This window comes from Saccharomonospora sp. NB11, from assembly GCF_015910535.1.
Lineage (GTDB): Bacteria > Actinomycetota > Actinomycetes > Mycobacteriales > Pseudonocardiaceae > Saccharomonospora.
Map to the genome: position 1 here is coordinate 91,266 of NZ_JACBJG010000002.1, position 23,761 is coordinate 115,026.

The window sequence follows — 23,761 nt, forward strand, 5'->3', positions numbered from 1 at the left end:
ACCCGCTACGGGAGGCGCTGGCCGATCAACAGCGAGCTCGCCGCAGCCGCGACCAACGCGATCGTGCCGAGCGCGACCCACGGCCTGCTCGCGTCGACCTCCTTGGTCTCGTAGCCGATCTGCTCGCCGAGGTCGTCGTAGACCTTCTTGAGCTCCTCGGCCGTGGCGGCCTTGTAGAAGTCCCCGCCGGACAGTCGGGCGATCTCCTTCATCGACGTGTCGTCCACCTCGACGGGCACCCGCTTGCCCTCGATCTCCACGCTGCCGTACGACGTGCCGAACGAGATCGTCGTGACGGGGATGTTCTTCTGTTTCGCCACACCGGCCGCGGTGAACGCGCCTCGGGGCGCGTACTCGTCCTGCGGCACGGTCTGCTTGCCGTCGGTCATCAGCACGATGTGCGCGGGCGGCGGTCCCTCGGCCCCGCCCACCACGGCGGAGAAGCTCTCGATCGACTGGATCGCCGCGAAGATTCCCTCACCGGTGGCCGTGGACTGCGCCAGTTTCAAGTTCTCGATCGCGTGCACGACACCCTCGCGCTCGGTGGTGGGGGCCACGAGCACCGTCGCGGTTCCCGCGAACGAGATGAGCCCGAGGTTCACGCCCGGCGTGAGGTCCTCCGCGAACGACCGGGCCGCGTCCTGCGCCGCCCGCAGGCGGGTGGGCTGGACGTCCGTGGCCTCCATCGACAGCGAGACGTCGATGACCAGCATGACGGTCGCGCGGTTGCGGGGAACCTTCTCCTCGGCCGTGGGACCCGCGAGCGCGAAGGTCAGCACCAGCAGCGACACCGCGAGCAGGGCGGCGGGCACGTGCCGGACGCGCCCCTGGCTGCGGGGCGCCACCCGGTCGAGCAGCTCCAGGTTGGTGAACCGCATGATGCGCTTGCGGCGCGTCCGCAACGCGAACACGTACCCCGCGACCAAGGCCGCGAGCACGAGCAGCAGCAGGAACCACCACGGGGCGGAGAAGCCGGAGACGCTCATGAGGCCGCCCCCGACCAACCACGCTTGCGGCCCACGACGAACCGGACGACGTCGGCGATCCAGTCGGAGTCCGTCCTCAGCACGAGATGTCCGGCTCCCGCCTTGCGGATCGCGCGGGCGACCTCGCGCCGATGCGCCTCGGCCGCGGCCGCGAACTCCTTGCGCAGCAGGGCCGACGTCCGCACCTCGCGTTGCTTGCCGGTCTCGGGGTCGGCGAGGACCACCGAGCCCACCTCCGGCAGGTCGACGTCGCGAGGGTCGAGCACCTCGACGGCCAGCAGTTCGTGCCTCGCCGACAGGGCCCGCAGCGGGCGCTCCCAGGTCAGCGGACCGAGGAAGTCCGACACGACGACCGCGAGGCCCCGGCGTCGCGGCGGCCTGCGCAGCTTGTCCACGAGCGTGGCGAGGTCACCGCGCGTTCCCTCCTCGGCGCGCGGCAGCGTCGCGACCCGGCGCACGAGGTCGCGGGCGTGGCCGAGCCCGCCCCGGGGCGGGATGCGGACGGTCTCGTCGCCGTTGGACAGCAACGCCCCGATCCGGTTGCCGCCCCCGCCGGTCAGATGCGCGACCGCTGCGGTCGCGCACACCACGAGGTCCCGCTTCTCACACGCGGCCGTGCCGAAGTCGAGGCTCGGTGAGAGGTCCGCGACGATCCACGTCTCCAGCTCGCGGTCTGCCACCGTCTCGCGGATGTGCGGAGTGGTGGTGCGGGCCGTGACGGCCCAGTCCATGCGCCGCACGTCGTCACCGGGCTGGTAGGGACGCGCCTCCCCCGGCTCGGAACCCGGGCCGGGCACGAGGCCCAGGTGGTTGCCCTGCAGCAGTCCGTCGAGCCGCCTGCGGACGTCGAGTTCCAGCGTGCGCAGCCCGGCCTCCAGCCGGTCGCCGCGCAGAATCGGCGGCGCCCAGTCGGGCCGGTCCGCCCTGGCGTCGTGTCGCTGTGTCATGGTCGCCCGCTACCTGCCGGGCACACCTGCCGGGACGGCGGGCCCCGCGCCCGGCGCCTGCGGACGGGCCGAGACCTGGGGCAACGGAACCGCCTGCAGGATGCGGTTGACGATGTGGTCCAACGGCACGCCGTCGGCGAGCGCGTCGTAGGAGAGCACGAGCCGGTGCCGGAGGACGTCGGGCACGATGTCGACCACGTCCTGCGGCAGCACGTAGTCCCGGCCACGCACCAGAGCCAGCGCGCGGGCACCCGAGATGATGCCCAGGCTCGCGCGCGGCGACGCACCGTAGGACACCCACCCCGCGACGTCGGTGAGGCCGTGTTCGGCGGGCTGGCGGGTGGCGAGCACGAGGCGCACGACGTAGTCCACGAGCGCGTGGTGGACGAACACCTGGGAGGCCACGTCCTGCAAGCGCACGAGTTCGTCGGGGCTGAGCACCTGCTGCGGCTCCGGCGGGGTCACCCCCATCCGGTACACGATCTCGCGCTCCTCCTCCGCCGTCGGGTACTCGACGACGATCTTGAACAGGAACCGGTCGCGCTGGGCCTCGGGCAGCGGGTAGACGCCCTCGTTCTCGATGGGGTTCTGCGTGGCGAGGACGAGGAACGGGTGCGGCATCGGGAAGGTCTCGCCGCCGATGGAGACGTGCCGCTCGGCCATCACCTCCAGCATCGCCGACTGCACCTTCGCGGGCGCGCGGTTGATCTCGTCGGCGAGCACGAAATTGGCGACGACCGGCCCCAGCTCGACGTCGAACTTCTCGCTCGACTGCCGGTAGATGCGGGTGCCCAGGATGTCCGCGGGCACGAGGTCCGGGGTGAATTGCACCCGGGAGAAGGACCCTCCCACCACACGGGCGAACGTCTCGACCGCGAGCGTCTTCGCGACACCGGGCACACCTTCGAGCAACAGGTGCCCCTTGGCCAGCAGCCCCACCAACATGCGCTCGACGAGCCGGTCCTGCCCCACGATCACGCGCTTGACCTCGAACACGGTGCGCTCCAGCAACTGCGCATCCCGCGCCGGGGTGCCGGGCTCGGTCACACCTACCTCCTCGCTGGCGACCTGTGGTGCGTGCCCCGTGACCGTACCGGTTACCGGAGTGCGTCTGATCACGACCGTGTCCCGCCCAGCAAACACCTCCGCCGGTGTGACGGCTGTGAAGCTCGATCAGGGGCGCAGGTCGTCCGGGCGGTCCACGTCGTGCGCCTCTCCCGCCAGCGCCGGGACCTCCACAATGGACGACGTCCCCAGGGTGCCACGCACCGACGCGTTCCGGGAATCGGCAGGCACGGCCGTGTACAGCGCCCGGCTGCGCCAGACACCGACGAGCCACTGACGCCGCCCGTGCTCGTCGACGAGGAGGGCCCCGTCCGCTGGGGGCGAGGACGTGTGCAGGGCGTGGCACAGTCGGGTGATCGTGGACGACGTCACCCCGGCCAGGTCGGCGGCGAGCACGGCCACGATGTCGACGTCGGCGGCGAGCACGAACAACCCGGCCGACAACGCGGCCACCGGACCCGAGCCCGCCGGGTCCTCCCGCGTCCAGCGGACGTCGTCGAACCCCGCCCGGCGAGGGCCGACGACCACGACCGGGTCGGCGTCACCGAGCGCCGTGATCACCCGGCGCAGCAGGGGGACGCCACCGACACGCAACATCGCCTTGTCCACGCCACCCATCCGGCGTGCCGCGCCGCCCGCGAGCACGACACCGGCCAGCCGCGGGGCGCGGGCGTCGCTCACTACTCCACCAGTCGGGTCACGTAGGGCATCAGTCCGGCGTAGCGTACCGGCGTGACCCGGACGGTGCCGCCGGAGTACGGGGCCTCCACCATCTGCCCGTCCCCCAGATACAGGGCGACGTGGTGGATGGTGCCGGGTCCCCAGAAGAGCAGGTCACCACGCCTCATCTGCGACGACGGCACCTTCCGCCCCGCGTTGTACTGGTAGCCGCTGTAGTGCGGCAAGATGGTGACCGGGGCGAAGGCGTAGATCATCAAACCCGAGCAGTCGAAGCCGATCTTGCGGTAGTCGCCGTGGCTGTCGGCGACACCTCCGTCGCGGATGCCGTAGGTGGGTCCGTGGACGTTGCCGCCGCCCCAGGCGTAGGGCACCCCGACCTGGGACAGCGCGCGGGCCACCACGGTCTCCACGAGGTCGCCCGTGGCGCTCGTCCCCGCGGTCACGGCGGGCGCCGTGCTCGGAGGGCTGGTCGCCTGCACGACGCGGTCGCGTTGCGCCTCCAGGTCGCTCACGGTCTCGCGCGCTTCGGTCAACTCGGCCTCGACCCGGCGTTTCTCCTCCTCGATCGCGGCCAGCAGCTCTTCCTGTTCCTCGGCCGCCCACACCGCTTCCTCCGTCGCCGCGTCGGCGATGCTCGCCGCCCGCTCGGCCTCGGCCCGCCGCTCCCGCGCCTCCGACAGGGTCTCGCGCGCGGCCACCTCGGCGTCGGCCGCCTCGGCGAGGGCGTCCTGCAGGCGCGTGAGCGTCCCGAGATGCACCTCGCCCACGGCGCCCAGCAGTTGCTCTCGCTGCAACAACTCCTGGGGGCTGTCGGCACCGAGGTAGGCGCCGATCGACCCGATCGTCGCGCCCTGCCGGAAACTGCCGTCGACGAAGTCGTCGAAGGCTCGGCGCGCCGAGTCACGTCGGTGCCGCGCGACGTAGGCCCGCTCTGCGGCGCGCTCCGCGGCGTGTTCGGCCCGCTCGGCGTCGCGGACCGCGCGGTCGTAGTCGACCCACGCCTTGTTCGCGGCCTCGCGCCGGCGTCCGACCTCCGCGTACAGCTCCGCCAGGTGGGCCTCCACGTCGGCGAGTTCGTCGGCGAGCCGGTCCACGTCCTCGGTCCGGCGCTCGACGTCGGCCTCCGCCGCGCGCAGGTCGGCGTCGTCCGGACTCCCCGGCGGCACCGCGGCGGCCTGACCTCCACAGAGCAGTGCCCCGAGCACGGCTACGATCAGCACGCTCCGGCGCCTCGAACCCCCACGTCGGGAAGAACACGCACTGTGCACAGTCGACTCACCTCCGTACTCGCACAGTGCCACGGCGTTCCCCCGACCACCACGCGCACCAGGCGAAACGGTGGTTCCTCGCTCAGGTTTCCGGCGACCGGGCGACCCCGGGTGCCCGAACCAGGTGAGTCGCGGGTCCGCGCGCGGGAGGGCCCGACGCGGGTCTCGGACAAGGGATCGAGGAGGGATCGCATGAGATCGCCGGTTTCCGGAGCGCCCGCGAGTCGCGCGGTGATCGCGTGGAGCGCGATCGCCACGGTCGGACTTCTCGTGGCCACCGTCGGCACCTTCCTGCCGTGGCTGCGCTCCGGCTCCGTGGACCGCGACAGCTACGCCACGGCGGCGCTGCTCGACCACCTGCTGAGCCTCGACCCCGCCCTGGAACTGGCGCTCCGCGCGTGGAACGGCGTCGTGATCGCCGCCAGCGGCTGCGTGATCCTGTTGGCGCTGGGCCTGTGGCGCACCGGAGCGAGCCTTGTCATCGTGACAGCGGTCACAATCGGAACCGTGGCGGCGTTGATCACCATCCAAGGCGGCGACGTGATCGGGCTGGTCGGCATCCACGACCTCGGCCCGATGACCTCGACCGTCGGCTCGGCTCTCGCTCTCTTCGGCGGGCTCGGGCTGTTGTTCTCGGCCCGACGCAGCACGGCGGCACTCCACAGCGACCAGACCCAGGACAGGTGACAGCAGTGACGACGCCGGAGTACGGCCACCAGCACGGCCCGCAGTTCGGCCAGCAGGGGCCCCAGCATGTCCCCGACCCGAATGCGCCCACCGGCGCACCGGCACCGTACGGCTACCCCACGAACCAGTTCCCGCAGAGCCCGTACCCGCACTCCACGCCCGTCACCCAGCCGGGCATCGTGCCCCAGCAGCCGGAACCGGAGAACAAGGGACGCAAGCGCGGGATCGTCGTGGGCCTGGTGATCGCGCTCGTCCTCGCTCTGGGAGGCGGCGCGACGTGGTGGGTGCTCTCCGAGCGCGCCTCGGTCGCCTCGGGCGCGAGCAGCCCGGAGGAGGCCGCGGAACGACTGCTCACCGCCGTGGGCAACGGAGACCTGCTCGGTGCGGCCCAGTCACTCGCCCCCGGCGAGGCGTCGGTGCTCGGTGACCAGCTCCAGGAGGCCTTCACCGAGTTCCGGCGGCTGGGAATGCTGAGCCAGGACGCCGACCCCGCCGCGTTCTCGGGCATCACCTTCACCGCCGAGAATCTGCAGTTCGACCCGGCGGCAGCCGAACGGATCAACGACCGGGTCACCGTCGCGAAACTGACCGGCGGCACGTTCACGCTCGACGCGGACCTCACCAAGCTCCCGCTCGCGCCGGAGTACCGCGACGCCCTGGTCGCCGCCGCGCAGGCGGACGGCAAGCCGACGGCCGAGAAGGCGAGTGTCGACGTCGCCACCCTGGTGAAGCAGACGGGCTCCCCGATCCGCATCGCGACCGTGAACGTCGACGGCGAGTGGTATCCGAGCCTGTTCTACACAGTGGCCGACCTCGCGCTCGGGGACGCGGGCATGGACTGGCCGTCGACGTCCATCCCGGCTCGCGGCGCCGACTCGCCCACCGACGCCGTCCGCGACCTGGTGCAGGCGGCCCTCGACGCCGACGTCCAGCGCGTGATCGAACTGCTGCCGCCGGACGAGATGGGCGTGGCGCACGACGTGGGCCCCCTGCTGGTGCAGGCGGCGAAGCTGAAGGGCGCGAGGCCGAGCGGCGTGCGCATCCTCGACCTGCAGACCGAGAACTCCGACGTCACGGGCGGAACGTTGGCGACCATCACGGCGCTGGAGGTGGACATGCAGGGACAGGGACGATTCTCCTTCAGCAAGAACGGCGACTGCTACCGCGTCGAGATGGCAGGCCAGAGCAAGCAGCTCTGCGGTGCCGACCTCGCCGCGGCGGTGGTCGCGAACGCCGACTCTGGCACCTCGCCCGAGACGCTGGAGCGCATCACCGGAGTGCTCGCCGCGCAGGGCGTCGGCCTGGTCACCACCGAGGTCGACGGCAAGCACTACGTCAGCCCGCTGCGCACGGTCGGCGACCTCGGCATGCGCCTGTACCGGGAGCTGACCCCGGAGGACTTCAAGGCGATGCTGGAATTCAACTGACCTGACGGAGATCACGGGCCCGGCACCGACGCGGTGGCGGGCCCGTCCGCTATCCTGACCTTGACCGGAAAAAGGACAAGCGTACGGTTTAGTGGGCAGGGCTGGAGGAAGCTCATCGCCGCGGGCGCTGCGGATGTCTCGGGGGTGGGTGACACTCGACCTGCTCCTACCCGAACAACCGCCGCCACTGGAGTGAACGTGACTGCACCCGCCAGCAAGAACAGCTTTGGCGCCCGCGACACGCTCCAGGTCGGTGACGCCTCGTACGAGGTGTTCCGCCTGGACAAGGTCGAGGGCTCGCAGCGTCTGCCCTACAGCCTGAAGATCCTGCTCGAGAACCTGCTGCGCACCGAGGACGGCGCCAACATCACCGCCGAGCACATCCGCGCGCTCGGCTCGTGGGACCCGAAGGCCGACCCGTCCATCGAGATCCAGTTCACCCCGGCTCGCGTGGTGATGCAGGACTTCACCGGCGTGCCGTGCGTGGTGGACCTCGCCACGATGCGTGAGGCGGTCACCGAGCTCGGCGGCGACCCGGACAAGGTGAACCCGCTCGCGCCCGCCGAGCTGGTCATCGACCACTCCGTGATCATCGACGTCTTCGGCCGCGCCGACGCCTTCGAGCGCAACGTCGAGATCGAGTACGAGCGCAACCGCGAGCGCTACCAGTTCCTGCGCTGGGGTCAGAACGCCTTCGAGGAGTTCAAGGTCGTTCCCCCGGGCACCGGTATCGTGCACCAGGTCAACATCGAGCACCTCGCGCGCACCGTGATGGCCCGCGGCGGCCAGGCGTACCCGGACACCTGCGTGGGCACCGACTCGCACACCACGATGGTCAACGGCCTCGGTGTGCTGGGCTGGGGCGTCGGCGGCATCGAGGCCGAGGCCGCCATGCTGGGTCAGCCGGTGTCGATGCTCATCCCGCGCGTCGTCGGCTTCAAGCTGACCGGTGAGATCCCCGCGGGCGCCACCGCCACCGACGTGGTGCTGACCATCACGGAGATGCTGCGCAAGCACGGTGTGGTGGGCAAGTTCGTCGAGTTCTACGGCGAGGGCGTCGGCGCGGTGCCGCTGGCCAACCGCGCGACCATCGGCAACATGAGCCCCGAGTTCGGCTCCACCGCCGCGATCTTCCCGATCGACGACGAGACCCTGCGCTACCTGAAGCTGACCGGCCGCTCGGAGGAGCAGCTCGCGCTGGTCGAGGCCTACGCCAAGGAGCAGGGCCTGTGGCACGACCCGAGCCGGGAGGCCGAGTACTCCGAGTACCTGGAGCTCGACCTGTCGACCGTGGTGCCGTCGATCGCCGGCCCGAAGCGTCCGCAGGACCGCATCGAGCTGAGCGCCGCCAAGTCGTCGTTCCGCGCGACGCTGCCCGACTACGTCACCGACGCCTCCGGTGAGGAGACCACCTCCCTCGTCGACGAGGCCTCCGAGGAGTCCTTCCCCGCGAGCGACGCCCCCGGCTACATCGCCGACGGCGTCCAGGAGGACCAGGGCGGCGCCCCGGCGCACTCGGCCGCCAACGGCGCGAACGGCCGTCCGACCAAGCCGGTGAAGGTGACCTCGGCCGAACGCGGCGAGTTCGTGCTCGACCACGGCGCCGTGGTGATCGCCTCGATCACGTCGTGCACCAACACCTCGAACCCGTCGGTGATGCTCGGCGCCGCACTGCTCGCCCGCAACGCCGTCGAGAAGGGCCTGTCGGTGAAGCCGTGGGTGAAGACCTCCATGGCCCCCGGTTCGCAGGTCGTCACCGACTACTACGACAAGGCCGGTCTCTGGCCGTACCTGGAGAAGCTGGGCTACCACCTGGTGGGCTACGGCTGCACCACCTGCATCGGCAACTCCGGCCCGCTGCCCGAGGAGATCTCGGCCGCGGTGCAGGAGAACGACCTCACCGTCGTGTCGGTGCTGTCGGGTAACCGGAACTTCGAAGGCCGGATCAACCCCGACGTCAAGATGAACTACCTGGCGTCGCCGCCGCTGGTCATCGCCTACGCGCTGGCCGGGACGATGGACTTCGACTTCGAGACCCAGCCGCTCGGTCAGGACCAGAACGGCAACGACGTCTTCCTGCGCGACATCTGGCCGTCGCCGCAGGAGATCCAGTCCACGATCGACTCGGCGATCACGCAGGAGATGTTCACCAAGGACTACGCCGACGTGTTCGACGGCGGCGAGCGGTGGAAGTCCCTGCCCACCCCCGAGGGCAAGACCTTCGACTGGGACGCCGAGTCCACCTACGTGCGCAAGCCCCCGTACTTCGAGGGCATGACCGCGCAGCCGGAGCCCGTCACCGACATCGCGGGCGCTCGCGTGCTCGCGAAGCTGGGCGACTCGGTGACCACCGACCACATCTCCCCGGCCGGTGCGATCAAGGCGGACTCCCCCGCGGGCCGCTACCTCACCGAGCACGGCGTCGACCGCAAGGACTTCAACTCCTACGGTTCGCGTCGCGGCAACCACGAGGTGATGATCCGCGGCACCTTCGCCAACATCCGACTGCGCAACCAGCTCCTGGACGACGTGCAGGGCGGCTACACGCGCGACTTCACGCAGCCCGGTGGCCCGCAGGCGTTCATCTACGACGCCGCGCAGAACTACGCCGCGCAGAACACCCCGCTGGTGGTGCTCGGCGGCAAGGAGTACGGCTCCGGTTCGTCGCGTGACTGGGCGGCCAAGGGCACGCGCCTGCTGGGCGTGCGCGCCGTCATCGCCGAGTCGTTCGAGCGCATCCACCGTTCGAACCTCATCGGCATGGGCGTGATCCCGCTGCAGTTCCCGGAGGGCTCCTCCGCCGACTCGCTCGGCCTCGACGGCACGGAGACCTACGACATCAGCGGCATCACCAAGCTCAACGAGGGCGAGACCCCGAGCACGGTGCACGTGACGGCCACGAAGGACGACGGCAGCAAGGTCGAGTTCGACGCGGTCGTGCGCATCGACACCCCGGGTGAGGCGGACTACTACCGCAACGGCGGCATCCTGCAGTACGTGCTGCGGAAGATGACGAACGCCTGATCCGCGGATCTGGTCGACACGGCGGCCCATCACCTTCGGGTGGTGGGCCGCCGTGCTGTCGAGAGGAGAGTTTCCCGTGCCGGAGATCCTGGTGGCGGGCGCGGCCGTCTTCGCGGGGGCGTTGGTGCAGGGTTCCGTCGGCTACGGCATGAACCTGCTTGCCGCACCGCTGCTGGCTCTGGTGGATCCGCGGCTGGTTCCCGTGCCGTTGCTGATCGTCGCGTTGGCCCACGCCGCGCTGGCGCTGGCGCGGGAGTACCGCGACGTCGACTGGCGGGGTGTCGGGTTCGTGGCGGTGGGACGGCTGCCGGGCACGGCGTTGGGGGTCCTGGCGGTCGCGTCGCTCACCGAACGCGCGTTCTCGGCGGTCGTGGGCGTGGCCGTGCTGGTGTGCGTGCTGTTGTCGGTGGCGGCGTGGACGCCGAGGCCGACCTCACGGGCGCTGGTGGTGGCGGGCGTGGCGAGCGGGACGTTCGGCACGGCGTCGTCGATCGGTGGGCCGCCGCTCGCCCTGCTCTATCAACACGAGTCGGGGCCGCGCATCCGCGCCACGCTCGCGGCGTGCTTCGCGGTGGGGTCGTCGGTGTCGCTGGCGGCGCTCGCCGTCGCGGGGCAGATTCAGCTCGACCACCTCACGACCGTGCTGTGGTTGTCGCCCTTCCTCGTCGCGGGTTTCCTGGTCTCCGGGCCGGTCCGCCGTCACCTGCACGGCACCCGGATGCGGGTGGCGGTGCTCGCCGTGGCCGCGGTGAGCGCGCTCGCTCTCCTGGTCCGCAGCGCCGTGGGCTGAGCACGCCGACGCTCCGCGCGTCACGACGGGACGAAGTCCAGTACGAACACGGGCAGTTCCCGGCCCGCCCACTCGCGTTCGGCGCCGTAGCCGGGCCAGTGTCGCAACAGTCGCGGCCACAGCCGCTCGTACGCCGCACCCGTCACCTCCCGAGCCCGCACCGGCCTGGTCCTGCCGCCGATCGTCACGGTCGCCTCGGGTCGCGCGCGCAGGTTGTGGACCCAGGCAGGGTCGCGCGGCCTGCCCCAGTTGGACCCCACCACCACGACCGCGCCCGGCAGCGGCAGGCACAACAACTGGACCTGCCTCGGCACGCCACTGCGGCGTCCCACGGTGGTCAACCGCACCGTCGGCACTCCCGCCACCCGCAACAGGGTCACGCGCCCCGACGTGAACCGGTGCAGGACTCGATCGGCACGCACGATCAGCGGGGCCAGGCGCATGACCCAGCGGCGCGATCCGAGGAATCGCGCCAGGGCCACGCGCGCGGACATGTCAGTCGCGGACCTGTGCCAGGCTCAGCCCGAACCGCTGTTGCGCGTCGGTCCACCAGCGCCGTACCACGAAACCCGCGTCGGTCAGCTCGGCACGCACGCCCTCGGGGCGGAACTTGGCCGAGATCTCGGTGCGGACGTACTCGCCGTCCTCGAAGTGCACCGTGAGGTTTGCGCCGGGAATCCGCACGGTCATCGGGTGACGAGCCCGTAGCCGCATCTCGATCCACTCCCGCTGCGCATCCCAGTGCGCCTCGTGGTCGAACGCGGCCGGGTCGACGTCCGCGCCGAGGCGGGTCCGCAGCACGTGCAGGACGTTGCGGTCGAACTCGGCCGTGACGCCCTGGGAATCGTCGTAGGCGGCCACGAGCGTGTCGACGTCCTTGACCAGGTCGGTGCCGAGCAACAGCCACTCCCCCGCCGACAGCACCGACCGCACCGAGGTGAAGAACTTCGCACGCTCGCCCGGCAGGAAATTGCCGATCGTGCCACCGAGGAAGGCCACCAACCGCGGTGCGGTGCCGGGCAGGAAGTCCAGGTGCTCGGTGAAGTCCCCGACGACACCGTGGACGGCCAGCCCCGGGTACTCGGCGGCGATGGCGTCGGCCGAGGCCGCCAGCGCCGTCTCCGAGACGTCGAGGGGCACGAACCGACGCAGTGTCCCGTGCGCGATGCCCGCGTCGAGCAGCAGGCGGGTCTTCTCGCTCGACCCCGACCCCAGCTCCACCAGCGTGGTGGCGGACGTGACGGCGGCGATCTCGGCGCTGCGGGTCGCGAGGATCTCCCGCTCGGCACGAGTCGGGTAGTACTCCGGCAGCGTGGTGATGCGGTCGAACAGCTCGCTGCCCCGCGCGTCGTAGAGCCACCGGGAGGGCAACCACTTGACCGGAGCCGACAGCCCCTCCCGAACGTCGTGCCGCAGCGCCTCCGTCAGCTCCGCGCCGTCGCGATGGACGTCGATCGACACCTCGCTCATGTCCGACCGTCCCCTTCCGGTTGTCCGATCTTCTCCATCTCGTACGTCGTGGTGGTGTCATCGGCCCGATGCGCCACGAGCAGTCCGCCGTCCGGCACGGGTCGCCACTGCGATTCCTCGTCGCAGGGTTCGGAGGCGACGAGGACCCCCGGCCCGTCGGAGCGCACCCACAGCGAGTGCGACCAGGCGGTGGCCACGAGCACGTCCCGTCCGACGAGCAGCAGGTTGAGCCGCGAACCGGGAGCGGTGGCCGCGACACGCACGACCAACTCCCGCACCACGTCGGCCGGGTCGACGTCCTCGCGCAGCGCGTTCCGCAACCACGCCCACAGCAGCGCCGAGTCCGTCGGTGCGTCGAGGCGCAGCAGGTCGACCGTGGGCACGTCCTCGGCGAGCCCGACGACGGACTCCGGCCAGCCGAACACCACGCCGTTGTGGCTGAACAACCAGTCGTCGTCGCCGAACGGCGCGCACGCGCTCTCGCTGACGGGCATCCCCGCCGTGGCCGATCGCACGGCCGCGAGGAACGCCGTCGACCGCACGGGCCGGAGCAGCCGGTCCAACCCCGGGTCCGTCCACACGGGACACGCACGTCGGTATCGGGTCGGGTATCCGTCGTCGGCGAACCACCCGACCCCGAACCCGTCGACGTTCACCGTGCCACCGCCGCGCGTGTCCTTCGGCGCGTACGACTGCACCGCCAGCGAGTGCGGCGCACGCAGGACCACGTCGGCGGGCGCGCCGGCCGGCCCGAGATAGGCGAGGTGCCTACACACCGGCGGCACCGGGTCGCACGTCGCGGGCACACCGGAATCCGGCGAAAATCTGCCTGCGGACGGGGAAGTCCCAGTTGCGGAACGTCCCCCGCACGGCAACCGGGTCGCTGCCGAACGAGCCGCCCCGCAGCACCTTGTACGTCGAGCCGAAGAACACCTCGGAGTACTCCCGGTACGGGTAGGCGACGAATCCCGGGTACGGCAGGAAGTCGCTGCTCGTCCACTCCCAGACGTCGCCGATCAACTGGTGCACCCCCAACGGCGACGCGCCTCGGGGGTACGCGCCCACCGGCGCCGGACTCAGGTGCCGCTGGCCCAGGTTGGCGTGGTCTGGCGTCGGGTCCTCGTCGCCCCACGGGTAGCGCCGCGACCGACCGCTGGCCGGGTCGTGGCGTGCGGCCTTCTCCCACTCCGCCTCGGTCGGGAGCCGCTTGCCCGCCCACGCCGCGAACGCCTCGGCCTCGTGGTACGAGACGTGCACGACGGGCTCGTCGGGCGGAACGGGCTCGTCGACGCCGAAGCGCCGTCGCCACCACCGGCCGTTCTCCCGCCGCCAGAAGCGAGGTGCCGTGATGTCGTGCTCGCTGCGGTAGGCCCACCCCTCGGCACTCCACCATCGTGGATCGCGATAGCCACCGTCGTCGACGAACTCCGCGTACCGGCCGTTGGTCACCGGCGTCGTGTCGATGGCGAAGGCGTCGACGAACACGTCGTGCACGGGTTGCTCGTTGTCCAGCGCCCACGGCTCGATCGACGTGCCCATCGCGAACGGACCCGCCGGGACGACGACCTCCTCGGGCAGGTCGTGCACCACCTCGGGCGGTGGTGGGGGCGCGTGGAGGACGGGCTCGCCCCGCCGTAGCTGGTGGGTGGCAAGCATCGTCTCGTCGTGCTGCTGTTCGTGCTGGGCGACCATGCCGAACGCGAACGCGTGCCGCGTGAGGTCGTCGCCCCGCAGCGTCGTCCCGGCCAGCACGTCGAACGCCTTGTCCCGCACCTCCGACACATACCGACGCGCCTCGTCCGGGCCGAGCAGCGGAAGCTCGGGGCGTGTCGACCGAGGGTGCTGGAAGGCGTCGTACAGGTCGTCGATGTCCGGGCGCACCGGCTCCCTCCCGCCCACGTCGCGGACGAGCCAGATCTCCTCCTGGCTTCCGACGTGCGCCAGGTCCCACACCAGCGGCGACATCAGCGGGGAGTGCTGCGCGACCAGCTCTCCGTCGTCCACGGCGTCGGTGAGCGCGGCGCTGCGCCGCCGCGCCCGCTCCAGCACCTCGGCGGTGTAGGTCCGCAACCCCTCCTCCGACAACGCGTGGAGCGGATGACTCGCCTCGTCGACCTCGGCGGGACGCATGATGCCCGGGTCGTGGTGGACGCTGGTCATGGGCGTCACTTCCTTCCCCCTCCTCGCCACCGTCGCTCGACGGCGTCGGCGAGGTCGGTGATCGTCTGGTCGGGCAGGTCGAGGTTCGACAGAGCCTCACAGCCGAGTTCGGCCACCACGCGGGCCGTGGCACGGAGGGCGGGGTCGGCCAGTCCGTGCCGGGCGGCGACCTCCCACCGCTGCGAGACGGGCTCGCAGACCGCCAACACCGAGTCCGCAGTGGACGGCGTGGACAGCAGTGCCGCGAGCAGCGCCACGGGCACCGTCCATTCCCGCACGGGCTGGGCGTCGAGGTAGCGGATCTCCAGGTGCCCGTGAGGCCGGACGGGCGGGAACAGCGTCGTGAGGTGGTACGCCAGGTCGCCGAACGTCGGCCGGGGCCACGCGGCGGCCTCCCCCTCGGCCTCGATCCAGTCGGCGAAGCTCAGCTCCGTGGGCACGTCCCACGAATCCCCCGGTTGCCGCCTCACCAGCAACGGCGTGTCCAGCGCCCGCGTCGCCCATCGGGCGGCCGGGTCGGCACACGGCGTCGCCGCGACGGTGCGGCACGGTTCGGTGTCCATCACGGCCCGCCACCGCGCCGACGCGTAGCCGGTGTCGTGGCCCGCGTGTCGCGACGAGTTGGCGAAGAGCGCCAGCAGCACCGGCCCGAGCGCGTGTGCCGCCGCCCAGCGGCGTGGCGCGTCGCGTGGCTCCCCGGTGTCGACGCACACCTGCAACGCGGCCGTGCTGCACATCATCGTGATCCCGCCCGTACCGCGCGGCGCGAAGCGACGTTCCATGGCCGCGTAGCGCGGGGTCGTCAGCAGTCGTCTCGGCGTCCGGAAGGCGTCCAGGGCCTCGGGGGCGAGCCGCAGCCCCGAGGCGGCGAGCCGGTCGGCGACGTGCGCGAGGTCGGCGTCGACCGCGTCGACGAGCGAACGGAACGACGAGGCGGGCGCGGAGGAGACCTCGACCTGTCCCCCGGGTTCCACGGTGAGAGCGGACCCGGCGGGAAGCGGGAGCGCGGGACTGTCGGGGACGAGAGAGCGGGGGGCGTGGGGGCCGAGAGCGGCGGCCAGGCGGGAAGCGGTCAGCGGGAGGGTCGGGTCGGTGACGTCGTGGACGAGATACTCCAGTTCGACGCCGAGCAGTCGCGGTGGACCGTGCTTGAAGCACACCGAGGCGACGTAGGCCTCGCCCTCCGCTCGGTCGGACACCGTCCGCGCCGCGATCGCCTCGGCCTCGACGGTCGACTCCGGTCGCGCCACGGGCATCGCTGTCATGCCGCCCTCCCCATGCGTCGCCTGACCCGTCACGTCCGTGCGCGGACGTCAAGGAGGGGATACGACACTTCCGGGTGGGTGAAACCTGTCAGCCCGGGACCGTTGCCGAGGCACCGAGGCCGAGATCGGCCGCCGCGGCGCGCACGGCGTCGATCACCAGCCGCAACGCCGGTCGGCGCTGGGCGGTTCTGCGGTAGGCCACGGAGACGGTCCGCATCACCGGCGTCGCCAGCGTGACGATGTCGACCCCGGACGGTCGCAGCGTCAGTCCCAGGTCCGACACGAGCGTGACCCCGAGCCCGGAACTCACCATCGCCATCGCCGTCGCCTGTTCCTCCACCTCGTGGGCGATCGTCGGCTGGAAACCGAAGCGCTGACACGCCACCCGCACGGCGCGCCCGAACTGGCTGCGGGGACTCGCGAGGATCCACGGTTGGTCGGCGAGGTCCGACAGGCTGATCGAGCTCGCCGGGGCGGTCGCGGCGGGCAGGGCGGCGTACAGGCGCTCCACGGCCACCGCGACCCGCTCCAGCCCGGGGTCCCAGGGAGTCGGCGCGTCCGTGTAGTCGATGACGAACGAGAAGTCCAGCGAACCGTCGCGCACGGCGTCGGCCGTCTCCTCCGGCGCGAGTTCCCGGGTGCGGACTTCGATGCCGGGGTGGTCCTCGGCGAGCGAGGCGAGCGCGCTCGGCAGCAGTCCGGACGCCACGGACGCCCACACCCCCGCGGTCAGCCGCACCGACTGCGTTTCCTGCGCCTCCTCCAGCGCGACGGTCGCCCGTTCCACCGCGGCCAGGATCTCCTCGGCGTGTTCGGTGAGCAGCATCCCGAGTTCGGTGAGCTGCACGCGCCGCCCCAGCCGTTCGAAGAGCTTCGCGCCGACGTCCCGCTCCAACTGCGCGAGCTGCTGCGACACGGCGGAGGCCGTGTAGTGCAGTGCCGCCGCCGCGGCGGTGATCGTGCCCCTGCGGTGCAACTCCCGCAGCATCCGCAACCGATGCACCGACAGCTCCATGCACCAACACTAAAGGCAACCGTGCATGGTTCTTAACTGGACGTGAACAGGGCCCCGACCTCAGCCTGTGAGTACGCGCCACCCAGGCGCCGACGAGTAGCCGGGACGACCGGCCAGGCGTGACGAGGAGGGGTCGAGTGGGTTCCGAGTACGGTGCCGAACCGCTGTTGCGACTGACGTGGACGGACCCGGTGACGGGCGCGCACGGCTATCTGGTCGTGCACACCCTGGTCTCCGGACTGGCGACCGGCGGGACACGCATGCGGGCCGGGTGCACTCTCTCCGAGGTCGAGGACCTCGCCCGAGGTATGGCCGCCAAGACGGCGACCTTCGACCTGCCCGTCGGCGGCGCCAAGGGCGGTATCGACTTCGACCCGAAGGACCCACGCGCCCGGGGCGTGTTGACCCGGTTCTGCCAGGCGATGCGCCCGTGGCTGGACGCGCACTGGGTGACGGCCGAGGACCTCGGTGTTCCGCAGTCGCTCATCGACGAGGTGTTCGCCGAGCTGGGACTCGGGCAGTCATACCACGCGGCCATCCAGCGCTCCGCCGACCCGGAGCGCACCCTGCGGCGCGTCCACGCCGGATTGTCCGCTCCGGTGCCGGGCGGCCTGCTGCTCGGCGACGTGATCGGCGGCTACGGCGTGGCTCAGGCTTGTCTCGGCGTGGTGGCGGCCTGGCGTCAGGACCCCGCCGAGACGACCGTCGCCGTGCAGGGCATCGGCACGATGGGCGGTGGCGCCGCGTGGTACCTCCACGAGGCCGGTGTCCGTATCGTGGCCGTCGCCGACGCGGCCGGGACGCTGTACGACCCGAACGGCCTCGACGTGCCTGCGCTGTTGGAGGCGCGGGACCGCTACGGGGAGATCGACCGGGACCGCGTGCCCGCGCACGTCCGGCGGCTGCCGCGTTCGGCGGTGATCGCGACGGAGGCGGACATCCTGGTTCCCGCCGCCGTCTCGTACGCGTTGACCCCGGACAACAGCTACGACGTGCGGGCGTCCGCCGTCGTCGAGGCCGCCAACGCCGCGACCACGCCGGAGGCCGAGGCCATGCTCGCCGCGCGTGACATCCCGGTCGTCCCCGACTTCGTGGCCAACGCGGGCGCCGCGGCGTGGGCGTGGTGGCTGATCCTCGGGCAGGTCGGTGCCGACCCGACCGACTCGTTCGCGAAGCTGCGGTCGGAGATGCAGGCGAAGGTGGCACTGCTCCTGGCAGCCTGGCAAGACGACCGGGTGCTCCCCCGACGGACCGCGCTGGAGTTCGTGACGGCGAGGCACACGACCACGTCGACGCCCGATCAGGTGCTCACCATCCCCTGATTCAGGGAACGCCGTCACAGTACGTACGTACGGATTGCGAATACGCAGGGTAGCTGCCAAGATCGTGGGATGCCACGGGTCAGTCAGGACCACCTCGCGGCGCGCCGTCGACAGATCCTCGACGGCGCCCGCGTGTGCTTCACGCGATACGGCTACGAGGGCGCCACGGTCCGACGGCTGGAGGAGGCCACCGGCCTGTCCCGCGGGGCGATCTTCCACCACTTCCGCGACAAGGACTCGCTGTTCCTCGCCCTGGCCGAGGACGACGCCCGGCGCATGGCCGACGTCGTCGCCGAGCAGGGCCTGGTGCAGGTCATGCGCGACCTGCTGGCGAACTCCGGCGACCACCCCGCCGACTGGCTCGGCACCCGGTTGGAGGTGTCCCGGCGACTGCGCACCGACCCCGAGTTCCGCGCCCGCTGGGCCGAACGGTCGCAGCAGTTGACCACGGCGACGCGCAAGCGCCTGCTGCGGCAGAAGGACGCGGGAATCCTGCGCGACGACGTGAGCGTCGACGTGCTCACGTCGTACCTGGAACTGGTTCTCGAAGGCCTCGTGTCGCACCTCGCGATGGGCCTGCCCGCGGACGACCTCGAACCCGTGCTGGACGTCGTCGAGGAGAGCGTCCGCCGACACCGAGGGCAGTCCGGCGAGCCCTTGACCACCGGCGACGACATCGGCGCGGAACAAGACATCCCGGACGTCCGTTGAGCGTGGTTAAGATAGCGCCACGTCGACCGCCACTCGATATGGAGGAGTGACCACACTCGTGCGCGATGCGCAGTCACCCGGAGACAGTACCGAGCCGGGTGGCGAACCCGGCTGTCCCCACTCCACCGACCACCCTGACCACGGCGGTGTCCTCTGATGGACATCCTGCTCACGGTTCTCGGCGTCTTCTTCGTCATTCTGCTCACCGTCGGAACGGGTCTGGCCGTCGCGGCCGAGTTCTCCCTCACCACGCTGGAACGCAGCACGGTCGAGTCGAACGTCCGACAGGTCGGTGACAAACGCTCCAAGATCGTCCTCAAGGCCCACCGGACGCTGTCGTTCCAGCTCTCCGGCGCGCAGGTGGCCATCACCCTGACCACGCTGGTCACCGGTTACGTGGCCGAACCCCTGCTCGGCCGCATCGTCCGCCCGATCCTCACGGGCCTCGGCATGTCCGAGTCCGCCGCGGCGGGGACCTCGCTGGTGATCGCGATGTTGCTGGCCACCTCACTGTCCATGGTGATCGGCGAGATGGTGCCGAAGAACCTCGCCGTGGCCCAGCCGCTCAAGACGGCGCGCGCGGTCGCCGGTTACCACACGCGGTTCTCGATGCTGTTCCGCTGGCTCATCAACCTGATGAACAACAGCGCGAACTGGGTCGTCCGCAAGATGGGCATCGAACCGCAGGAGGAGCTGCGGTCGGCGCGCTCCCCTCAGGAGCTCGGGTCGATCGTGCGCGCCAGCGCCGAAACCGGGACGCTCGACCTCTCCACCGCCCAGTTGCTCGACCGCTCGCTGCGGTTCGGCGACCGCAACGCCGGTGAACTGATGACGCCCCGAGTCCGGCTCGAAGCCCTGCACGTCGACGACACCGTGACCGACATGGTGTCGCTCGCGCGTCGGACGGGCTTCTCGCGCTTCCCCGTCTACCGCGAGGACCTCGACGACGTCCAGGGAACGGTGCACGTCAAGCAGGCGTTCACCGTGCCCGCGTCCGAACGCTCGTCGACCCCGGTCGGGTCGCTCATGCGCCCCATGCCGACCGTGCCCGAGTCGCTGCCCGGGGACGCGGTGCTCGACCGCTTGCGCGACTCACGGTTCCAGCTCGCGATCGTGGTCGACGAGTACGGCGGCACGGCCGGACTCGTGACGCTGGAGGACGTGGTCGAGGAGATCGTCGGCGACGTCCGCGACGAGCACGACACCCGCGAGGAACCGGCGTCCCAGCAGCTCAGCGCCCACAGTTGGGTCGTGTCGGGGCAGCTTCGGGACGACGAGGTGCTCGACGCCACCGGGTTCCGCATGCCCGAGGGCGACTACGAGACCATCGCCGGGCTGCTCCTGGAGCGACTCGGTGAGATCCCCGAAGTCGGCGCGACGCTGGACATCGACGGGTGGCAGCTCGAGGTCACCGGCATGGACCGGCACCGCATCTCCGAGGTCACCGTGCGACACCGGGAGGCGGCGTCGTGAACGACTGGCTGTCCATCTCCCTGATCGGCGTGCTGTTGCTCGCCAACGCGTTCTTCGTCGGCGCCGAGTTCTCCCTCATCTCCTCGCGCCGCGACCGTCTCGAAGCGCTGCTCGAGCAGGGCAACGCCCGCGCCAGGATCGTGATCAACGCGAGCAAGCACGTGTCGTTGATGCTGGCGGGCGCCCAGCTCGGCATCACGGTCTGTTCGCTGCTCCTGCTGCAGTTCGGCGAACCCGCTGTGGCACACCAGCTCGAACTCGCGGTGAGTGCCCTCGGCGTGCCGCTGCCGACCTACGTCGTGCACGCGGTGGCCTTCACTGTGACGCTGGTGGCGCTGACACTGCTGCACGTGCTGATCGGCGAGATGGTGCCCAAGAACCTCGCCATCGCCGAGCCCGAGCGGCTCGCGCTGTGGCTGGTGCCGGTGCACGTCGGCTGGGTGCGGCTCACGAGGCCGTTCATCTGGGCCCTCAACGGCATCGCCAACGGCATTCTCCGCCTCGGCAAGATCGAGCCGAAGGACGAGGTCGAGACGGGGTACACGTCGGCCGAACTGGCCGCGCTCCTGCGGGAGTCGCGGCGGGAGGGCCTCCTGGAGCAGGCCGAGCACCGCAGGCTCAGCCAGACGCTGTCGTCCGTCGAGAAGACCGTCGACGACGTGCTCGTGCCCCTGGACGACCTCACCACGCTGCCACCTCGACCGACGGTCGGTGACGTGGAGCAGGCGGTGTCCTCCACCGGCTTCTCCCGGTTCCCGATCCGCGCCACGGACGGCAGGCTGACCAGCTACGTCCACGTCAAGGACATTCTCGACCAGCTCGACGGCGACCCGTCCGCCGTCGTCCCCGACACGAAGACCCGCAGGCTCACGCAGCTCGCGTGCTCGGCGAAACTGGACGAGGCGTTGTCGGCGATGCGGCGTGAAGGCAGCCATCTCGCGATGGCGGTCGACACCGAGAGCACGGTCGTCGGCATCGTGGCGTTGGAAGACCTGTTGGAGGAGTACGTGGGCACCGTCCGCGACGGCACTCACGTCACGGGACGACCATGAGCGACACCCACCTCCTGCCGGAGCACGAGTGGCAGGCCAGACAGGACGCGCACGAGCGCCGGATGCGGACGTGGACGGAGCCGCACCGACGCCGCCGTTCCCGCGGCGAGAAGCATCCCGTGATGGACTTCCTGTTCACGTACTACTCGTTCGCTCCGGCGAGGCTGGAACGGTGGCAGCCGGGCCCGGGGGTCACCCTCGCCGGTCCGGCTGCCCGCCGGTTCCTCGACCGCCCCGGCTACCGCGAGACCGACGACGGCGTCACCCTCGACACCACGGCTCTTCCCGACCGTGTCGTACGCACGGTCCGGCAGACGCTGACGCTGTTGGAGGCCGTGCACGGTCGTCGGGCGCGCGTCGACTGCTTCGGGCTGCACGAATGGGCCATGGTCTACCGCACGGAGCCGGAGCAGGTGCGGCACGCCCAGGTGCCGTTGCGACTGGGTCACGCGCGCACCGACGAGGTCGTGGAGTCGTTGGACGTGCGCTGCAGCCACTTCGACGCCTTCCGCTTCTTCACCCCGGAGGCCCGGCCGCTCAACCGGTTCTCCCCGACCCGCCAGACCCAGCCGGAGCTCGATCAACCGGGGTGTCTGCACGTCGGGATGGACCTGTACAAGCACGCCTACAAGCTCGATCCGTTCGTACCGTCGGAGCTGTTGGGTGACTGCTTCGCATTGGCCGCCGACATCCGCGAACTGGACATGCGGGCCAGCCCGTACGACCTGTCGTCCTACGGCTACTCCCCCGTCCCGATCGAGACGCCGGAGGGACGCGCCGCGTACGCGCGAGCACAGGCCGAGTTCGCCCGTCGGGCGGCGCCGCTGCGGCAGCGTCTCATCGAACTGTGCCGCTTCCTGCTGACCACAACGAGCACTCCACGTTAACTCAAATCACAGTTTGATCACGCAATCCCCTGATAGAGTGATCACGTTTTGGTCTCGCACACGTAGTGTCACGAACGGGGGGATACGGGAGATGGGACGGCACGCTCGCCACAGAGCCGGGCACGCGAACTCGGAGGCACCGCAGTCGGTGACCGCGACGGGAACGCACCGCGCGGTGGGCCGTCGCCGTGGCGTCGCAGCGTGGCCCATCGCCTGCCTCGTGCTGGTCGGCCTCCTCGTCGCCGGTTGGTTCGGATGGAACTGGGCCGACGGCGTGCTGGAGAGCCGTGCCGCGGCCGAGGTCGCGAGCTGTCCGCAGGGTGACGCCACAGTGCGCGTCGCGGTCGATCCCGCCCTGGAGGAGCCCGTCGCCACCGCGGCGGATCGCTGGAACCGCGAGGGCACGATCGTGCGGGAGCACTGCGTGCGGGTGGACGTCCACGCCGTGCCCTCCGAGGAAGTCGAGGCCGTTCTGCTCGACTCCGCCGAGCCCGCCTCGATCGGTGGCTACCCCACGGCCTGGCTCCCGGACGCCGCCGAGCGGATCGACCGGCTCGCCGCGGACCGCCCCGAGTTGATCGGTTCGTCGGGGTTGACCATCGCGTCGAGCACCGAGGGCGAGCATCGCTTCCTCGCGGTCGCCGGACCCCACACCGGCGAGGTGGAACAGCACGCCGCCCAGTCGTTCCAGAAGTTCCTTCTACGACCGGCTCAGCAGGACGTCTTCCGCGCCGCCGGACTCACGCCTGCGAACGCCTGACCTCGGGGCCCCGGCGCCACGTCGCGCGGCACTTCCCGCCGCAGGCGTTCGGCGACACCGGACCGACGGCGTCAGCCCGTACGACGGGCGTTGCGTCGCTCGGACAGTTCGTCGGGGACGTTCGCCTCGATCTTCCCGCCGTCGGCTCGCTCGGCGGGGAACTCGTGCAACGTGCCCGTGATCTCCTGCATCGCGTTGCTCACCGCGATACCGAACACGCCCTGCCCACCCTGGAGCAGATCCACGATCTCCTCCGGTGACGTGCACTCGTAGACGGTCGCACCGTCGGAGAACAACGTGACCCGCGCGAGGTCCCGCACTCCCCTGGCGCGGAGGTGGTCCACGGCGACGCGAATGTTCTGCAGCGAGACACCCGTGTCCAGCAGTCGCTTGACGATCTTGAGAACGAGAAGGTCCTTGAACGAGTACAGTCGTTGCGAACCGGAACCGTGCGCGGTGCGAATACTCGGCGTCACCAGTTTCGTCCGCGCCCAGTAGTCCAGTTGCCGGTACGTGATCCCGGCGATCTGACAGGCGGCCGGACCGCGGTAGCCCACCAGTTCGTCCGGCAACGAGCTGTCGGGGAACAACTCCCCTTGCTCACCGGCCACACTCGCCGGACTTTCGTCGACCACCCATGCCTCCTCTCGCCCGGCATTACGCCGGCAGCGAAACAAGACCGCCGATCCCGGGCCGGAACCGACCGGTTACGACAATCCCGCCACTTCGGATCGCTTCACCAGCGTAATCACAACGGCGCGATTCACATCC

The 23,761-nt window shown here is 70.8% G+C and carries 22 protein-coding genes; 10 read left to right on the forward strand and 12 right to left on the reverse strand.

Annotated elements, in window-relative coordinates:
• Positions 1–5 precede the first annotated feature (5 nt).
• From JAV51_RS02725 to JAV51_RS02745, 5 genes are all read right to left on the reverse strand, one after another.
• A complete protein-coding gene (locus JAV51_RS02725) occupies positions 6–986 on the reverse strand; it encodes a VWA domain-containing protein (protein ID WP_197319003.1) in 981 nt (326 codons plus the stop codon).
• Entirely contained in the window at positions 983–1,933 is a 951-nt protein-coding gene (locus JAV51_RS02730) for a DUF58 domain-containing protein (protein WP_197319004.1), read from the reverse strand. Before JAV51_RS02730 ends, JAV51_RS02725 begins: the two co-directional genes overlap by 4 nt.
• 9 nt (positions 1,934–1,942) lie before the next feature.
• On the reverse strand, positions 1,943–2,980 hold the full coding sequence (locus JAV51_RS02735) for a MoxR family ATPase (protein WP_197319005.1): 1,038 nt from the start codon (positions 2,978–2,980) through the stop codon (positions 1,943–1,945).
• Between the two features lie 126 nt (positions 2,981–3,106).
• The gene (locus tag JAV51_RS02740) at positions 3,107–3,679 is read right to left on the reverse strand and encodes a molybdenum cofactor guanylyltransferase (RefSeq protein ID WP_197319006.1); all 573 of its coding nucleotides are present in this window, start codon (positions 3,677–3,679) and stop codon (positions 3,107–3,109) included.
• Positions 3,679–4,899 carry an NlpC/P60 family protein gene (locus JAV51_RS02745; RefSeq protein ID WP_307845715.1) on the reverse strand — a complete coding sequence of 407 codons (1,221 nt, stop codon included), beginning with the start codon at positions 4,897–4,899 and terminating at the stop codon, positions 3,679–3,681. Before JAV51_RS02745 ends, JAV51_RS02740 begins: the two co-directional genes overlap by 1 nt.
• Before the next feature lie 240 nt (positions 4,900–5,139).
• Here JAV51_RS02745 and JAV51_RS02750 point away from each other — a divergent pair, with 240 nt between their 5' ends.
• The 4 genes from JAV51_RS02750 (at position 5,140) to JAV51_RS02765 (ending at position 10,875) form a co-directional block, all read left to right on the forward strand.
• A complete protein-coding gene (locus tag JAV51_RS02750; protein ID WP_197319008.1) occupies positions 5,140–5,634 on the forward strand; it encodes a hypothetical protein in 495 nt (164 codons plus the stop codon).
• Positions 5,631–7,061, forward strand: a complete 1,431-nt coding sequence (locus JAV51_RS02755; protein ID WP_197319009.1) for a flagellar basal body protein FliL — start codon at positions 5,631–5,633, stop codon at positions 7,059–7,061. Before JAV51_RS02750 ends, JAV51_RS02755 begins: the two co-directional genes overlap by 4 nt.
• A gap of 198 nt (positions 7,062–7,259) precedes the next feature.
• On the forward strand, positions 7,260–10,085 hold the full coding sequence (locus tag JAV51_RS02760; RefSeq protein WP_197319010.1) for an aconitate hydratase: 2,826 nt from the start codon (positions 7,260–7,262) through the stop codon (positions 10,083–10,085).
• Positions 10,086–10,161: 76 nt separating this feature from the next.
• A complete protein-coding gene (locus JAV51_RS02765) occupies positions 10,162–10,875 on the forward strand; it encodes a sulfite exporter TauE/SafE family protein (protein WP_197319011.1) in 714 nt (237 codons plus the stop codon).
• A gap of 20 nt (positions 10,876–10,895) precedes the next feature.
• On the opposite strand, the gene JAV51_RS02770 is transcribed toward JAV51_RS02765, so the two are convergent.
• The 6 genes from JAV51_RS02770 to JAV51_RS02795 all read right to left on the reverse strand — a co-directional run bounded on the left by JAV51_RS02770 (position 10,896) and on the right by JAV51_RS02795 (position 16,785).
• The gene (locus JAV51_RS02770) at positions 10,896–11,369 is read right to left on the reverse strand and encodes a nitroreductase family deazaflavin-dependent oxidoreductase (protein ID WP_197319012.1); all 474 of its coding nucleotides are present in this window, start codon (positions 11,367–11,369) and stop codon (positions 10,896–10,898) included.
• Between the two features lies 1 nt (position 11,370).
• Complete coding sequence (gene egtD / locus JAV51_RS02775; protein WP_197319013.1) at positions 11,371–12,345, reverse strand: L-histidine N(alpha)-methyltransferase; 975 nt, start codon at positions 12,343–12,345, stop codon at positions 11,371–11,373.
• On the reverse strand, positions 12,342–13,121 hold the full coding sequence (egtC, locus tag JAV51_RS02780; protein WP_197319014.1) for an ergothioneine biosynthesis protein EgtC: 780 nt from the start codon (positions 13,119–13,121) through the stop codon (positions 12,342–12,344). Before egtC ends, egtD begins: the two co-directional genes overlap by 4 nt.
• Entirely contained in the window at positions 13,114–14,505 is a 1,392-nt protein-coding gene (egtB, locus tag JAV51_RS02785) for an ergothioneine biosynthesis protein EgtB (RefSeq protein WP_197319015.1), read from the reverse strand. Before egtB ends, egtC begins: the two co-directional genes overlap by 8 nt.
• A gap of 5 nt (positions 14,506–14,510) precedes the next feature.
• A complete protein-coding gene (egtA, locus tag JAV51_RS02790; RefSeq protein WP_197319016.1) occupies positions 14,511–15,770 on the reverse strand; it encodes an ergothioneine biosynthesis glutamate--cysteine ligase EgtA in 1,260 nt (419 codons plus the stop codon).
• 88 nt (positions 15,771–15,858) lie between these two features.
• Complete coding sequence (locus JAV51_RS02795; protein WP_197319017.1) at positions 15,859–16,785, reverse strand: LysR family transcriptional regulator; 927 nt, start codon at positions 16,783–16,785, stop codon at positions 15,859–15,861.
• Positions 16,786–16,922: 137 nt separating this feature from the next.
• Between JAV51_RS02795 and JAV51_RS02800 the strand changes: the two genes are divergently transcribed.
• The 6 genes from JAV51_RS02800 (at position 16,923) to JAV51_RS02825 (ending at position 22,990) form a co-directional block, all read left to right on the forward strand.
• Positions 16,923–18,107 carry a Glu/Leu/Phe/Val dehydrogenase dimerization domain-containing protein gene (locus JAV51_RS02800; protein ID WP_197319018.1) on the forward strand — a complete coding sequence of 395 codons (1,185 nt, stop codon included), beginning with the start codon at positions 16,923–16,925 and terminating at the stop codon, positions 18,105–18,107.
• Positions 18,108–18,176: 69 nt separating this feature from the next.
• Positions 18,177–18,818: a TetR/AcrR family transcriptional regulator gene (locus JAV51_RS02805; RefSeq protein WP_197319019.1), complete on the forward strand. Its 642-nt coding sequence runs from the start codon at positions 18,177–18,179 to the stop codon at positions 18,816–18,818.
• 156 nt (positions 18,819–18,974) lie between these two features.
• Complete coding sequence (locus JAV51_RS02810; protein WP_197319020.1) at positions 18,975–20,291, forward strand: hemolysin family protein; 1,317 nt, start codon at positions 18,975–18,977, stop codon at positions 20,289–20,291.
• Positions 20,288–21,343, forward strand: coding sequence for a hemolysin family protein (locus tag JAV51_RS02815; protein WP_197319021.1), 1,056 nt, complete (start codon positions 20,288–20,290; stop codon positions 21,341–21,343). Before JAV51_RS02810 ends, JAV51_RS02815 begins: the two co-directional genes overlap by 4 nt.
• Positions 21,340–22,230 (forward strand): 3-methyladenine DNA glycosylase, encoded by an 891-nt coding sequence (locus tag JAV51_RS02820; protein ID WP_197319022.1) that lies wholly within the window; start codon positions 21,340–21,342, stop codon positions 22,228–22,230. Before JAV51_RS02815 ends, JAV51_RS02820 begins: the two co-directional genes overlap by 4 nt.
• 91 nt (positions 22,231–22,321) lie before the next feature.
• Entirely contained in the window at positions 22,322–22,990 is a 669-nt protein-coding gene (locus JAV51_RS02825; protein ID WP_197319023.1) for a hypothetical protein, read from the forward strand.
• 71 nt (positions 22,991–23,061) lie between these two features.
• Here the strand turns inward: JAV51_RS02825 and JAV51_RS02830 are convergent, their stop codons facing one another.
• The gene (locus JAV51_RS02830) at positions 23,062–23,625 is read right to left on the reverse strand and encodes a MerR family transcriptional regulator (protein WP_197319024.1); all 564 of its coding nucleotides are present in this window, start codon (positions 23,623–23,625) and stop codon (positions 23,062–23,064) included.
• Positions 23,626–23,761 lie beyond the last annotated feature (136 nt).

What these genes read in the sequence shown, in the direction of transcription:
- JAV51_RS02725 (WP_197319003.1), bottom strand. Translation starts at nt 986, where the DNA reads ATGAGCGTCTCCGGCTTCTCCGCCCCGTGGTGGTTCCTGCTGCTGCTC.
- JAV51_RS02730 (WP_197319004.1), bottom strand. Translation starts at nt 1,933, where the DNA reads ATGACACAGCGACACGACGCCAGGGCGGACCGGCCCGACTGGGCGCCG.
- JAV51_RS02750 (WP_197319008.1), top strand. Translation starts at nt 5,140, where the DNA reads ATGAGATCGCCGGTTTCCGGAGCGCCCGCGAGTCGCGCGGTGATCGCG.
- JAV51_RS02770 (WP_197319012.1), bottom strand. Translation starts at nt 11,369, where the DNA reads ATGTCCGCGCGCGTGGCCCTGGCGCGATTCCTCGGATCGCGCCGCTGG.
- egtD (WP_197319013.1), bottom strand. Translation starts at nt 12,345, where the DNA reads ATGAGCGAGGTGTCGATCGACGTCCATCGCGACGGCGCGGAGCTGACG.
- egtB (WP_197319015.1), bottom strand. Translation starts at nt 14,505, where the DNA reads ATGACCAGCGTCCACCACGACCCGGGCATCATGCGTCCCGCCGAGGTC.
- egtA (WP_197319016.1), bottom strand. Translation starts at nt 15,770, where the DNA reads ATGACAGCGATGCCCGTGGCGCGACCGGAGTCGACCGTCGAGGCCGAG.
- JAV51_RS02795 (WP_197319017.1), bottom strand. Translation starts at nt 16,785, where the DNA reads ATGGAGCTGTCGGTGCATCGGTTGCGGATGCTGCGGGAGTTGCACCGC.
- JAV51_RS02805 (WP_197319019.1), top strand. Translation starts at nt 18,177, where the DNA reads ATGCCACGGGTCAGTCAGGACCACCTCGCGGCGCGCCGTCGACAGATC.
- JAV51_RS02810 (WP_197319020.1), top strand. Translation starts at nt 18,975, where the DNA reads ATGGACATCCTGCTCACGGTTCTCGGCGTCTTCTTCGTCATTCTGCTC.
- JAV51_RS02820 (WP_197319022.1), top strand. Translation starts at nt 21,340, where the DNA reads ATGAGCGACACCCACCTCCTGCCGGAGCACGAGTGGCAGGCCAGACAG.
- JAV51_RS02825 (WP_197319023.1), top strand. Translation starts at nt 22,322, where the DNA reads ATGGGACGGCACGCTCGCCACAGAGCCGGGCACGCGAACTCGGAGGCA.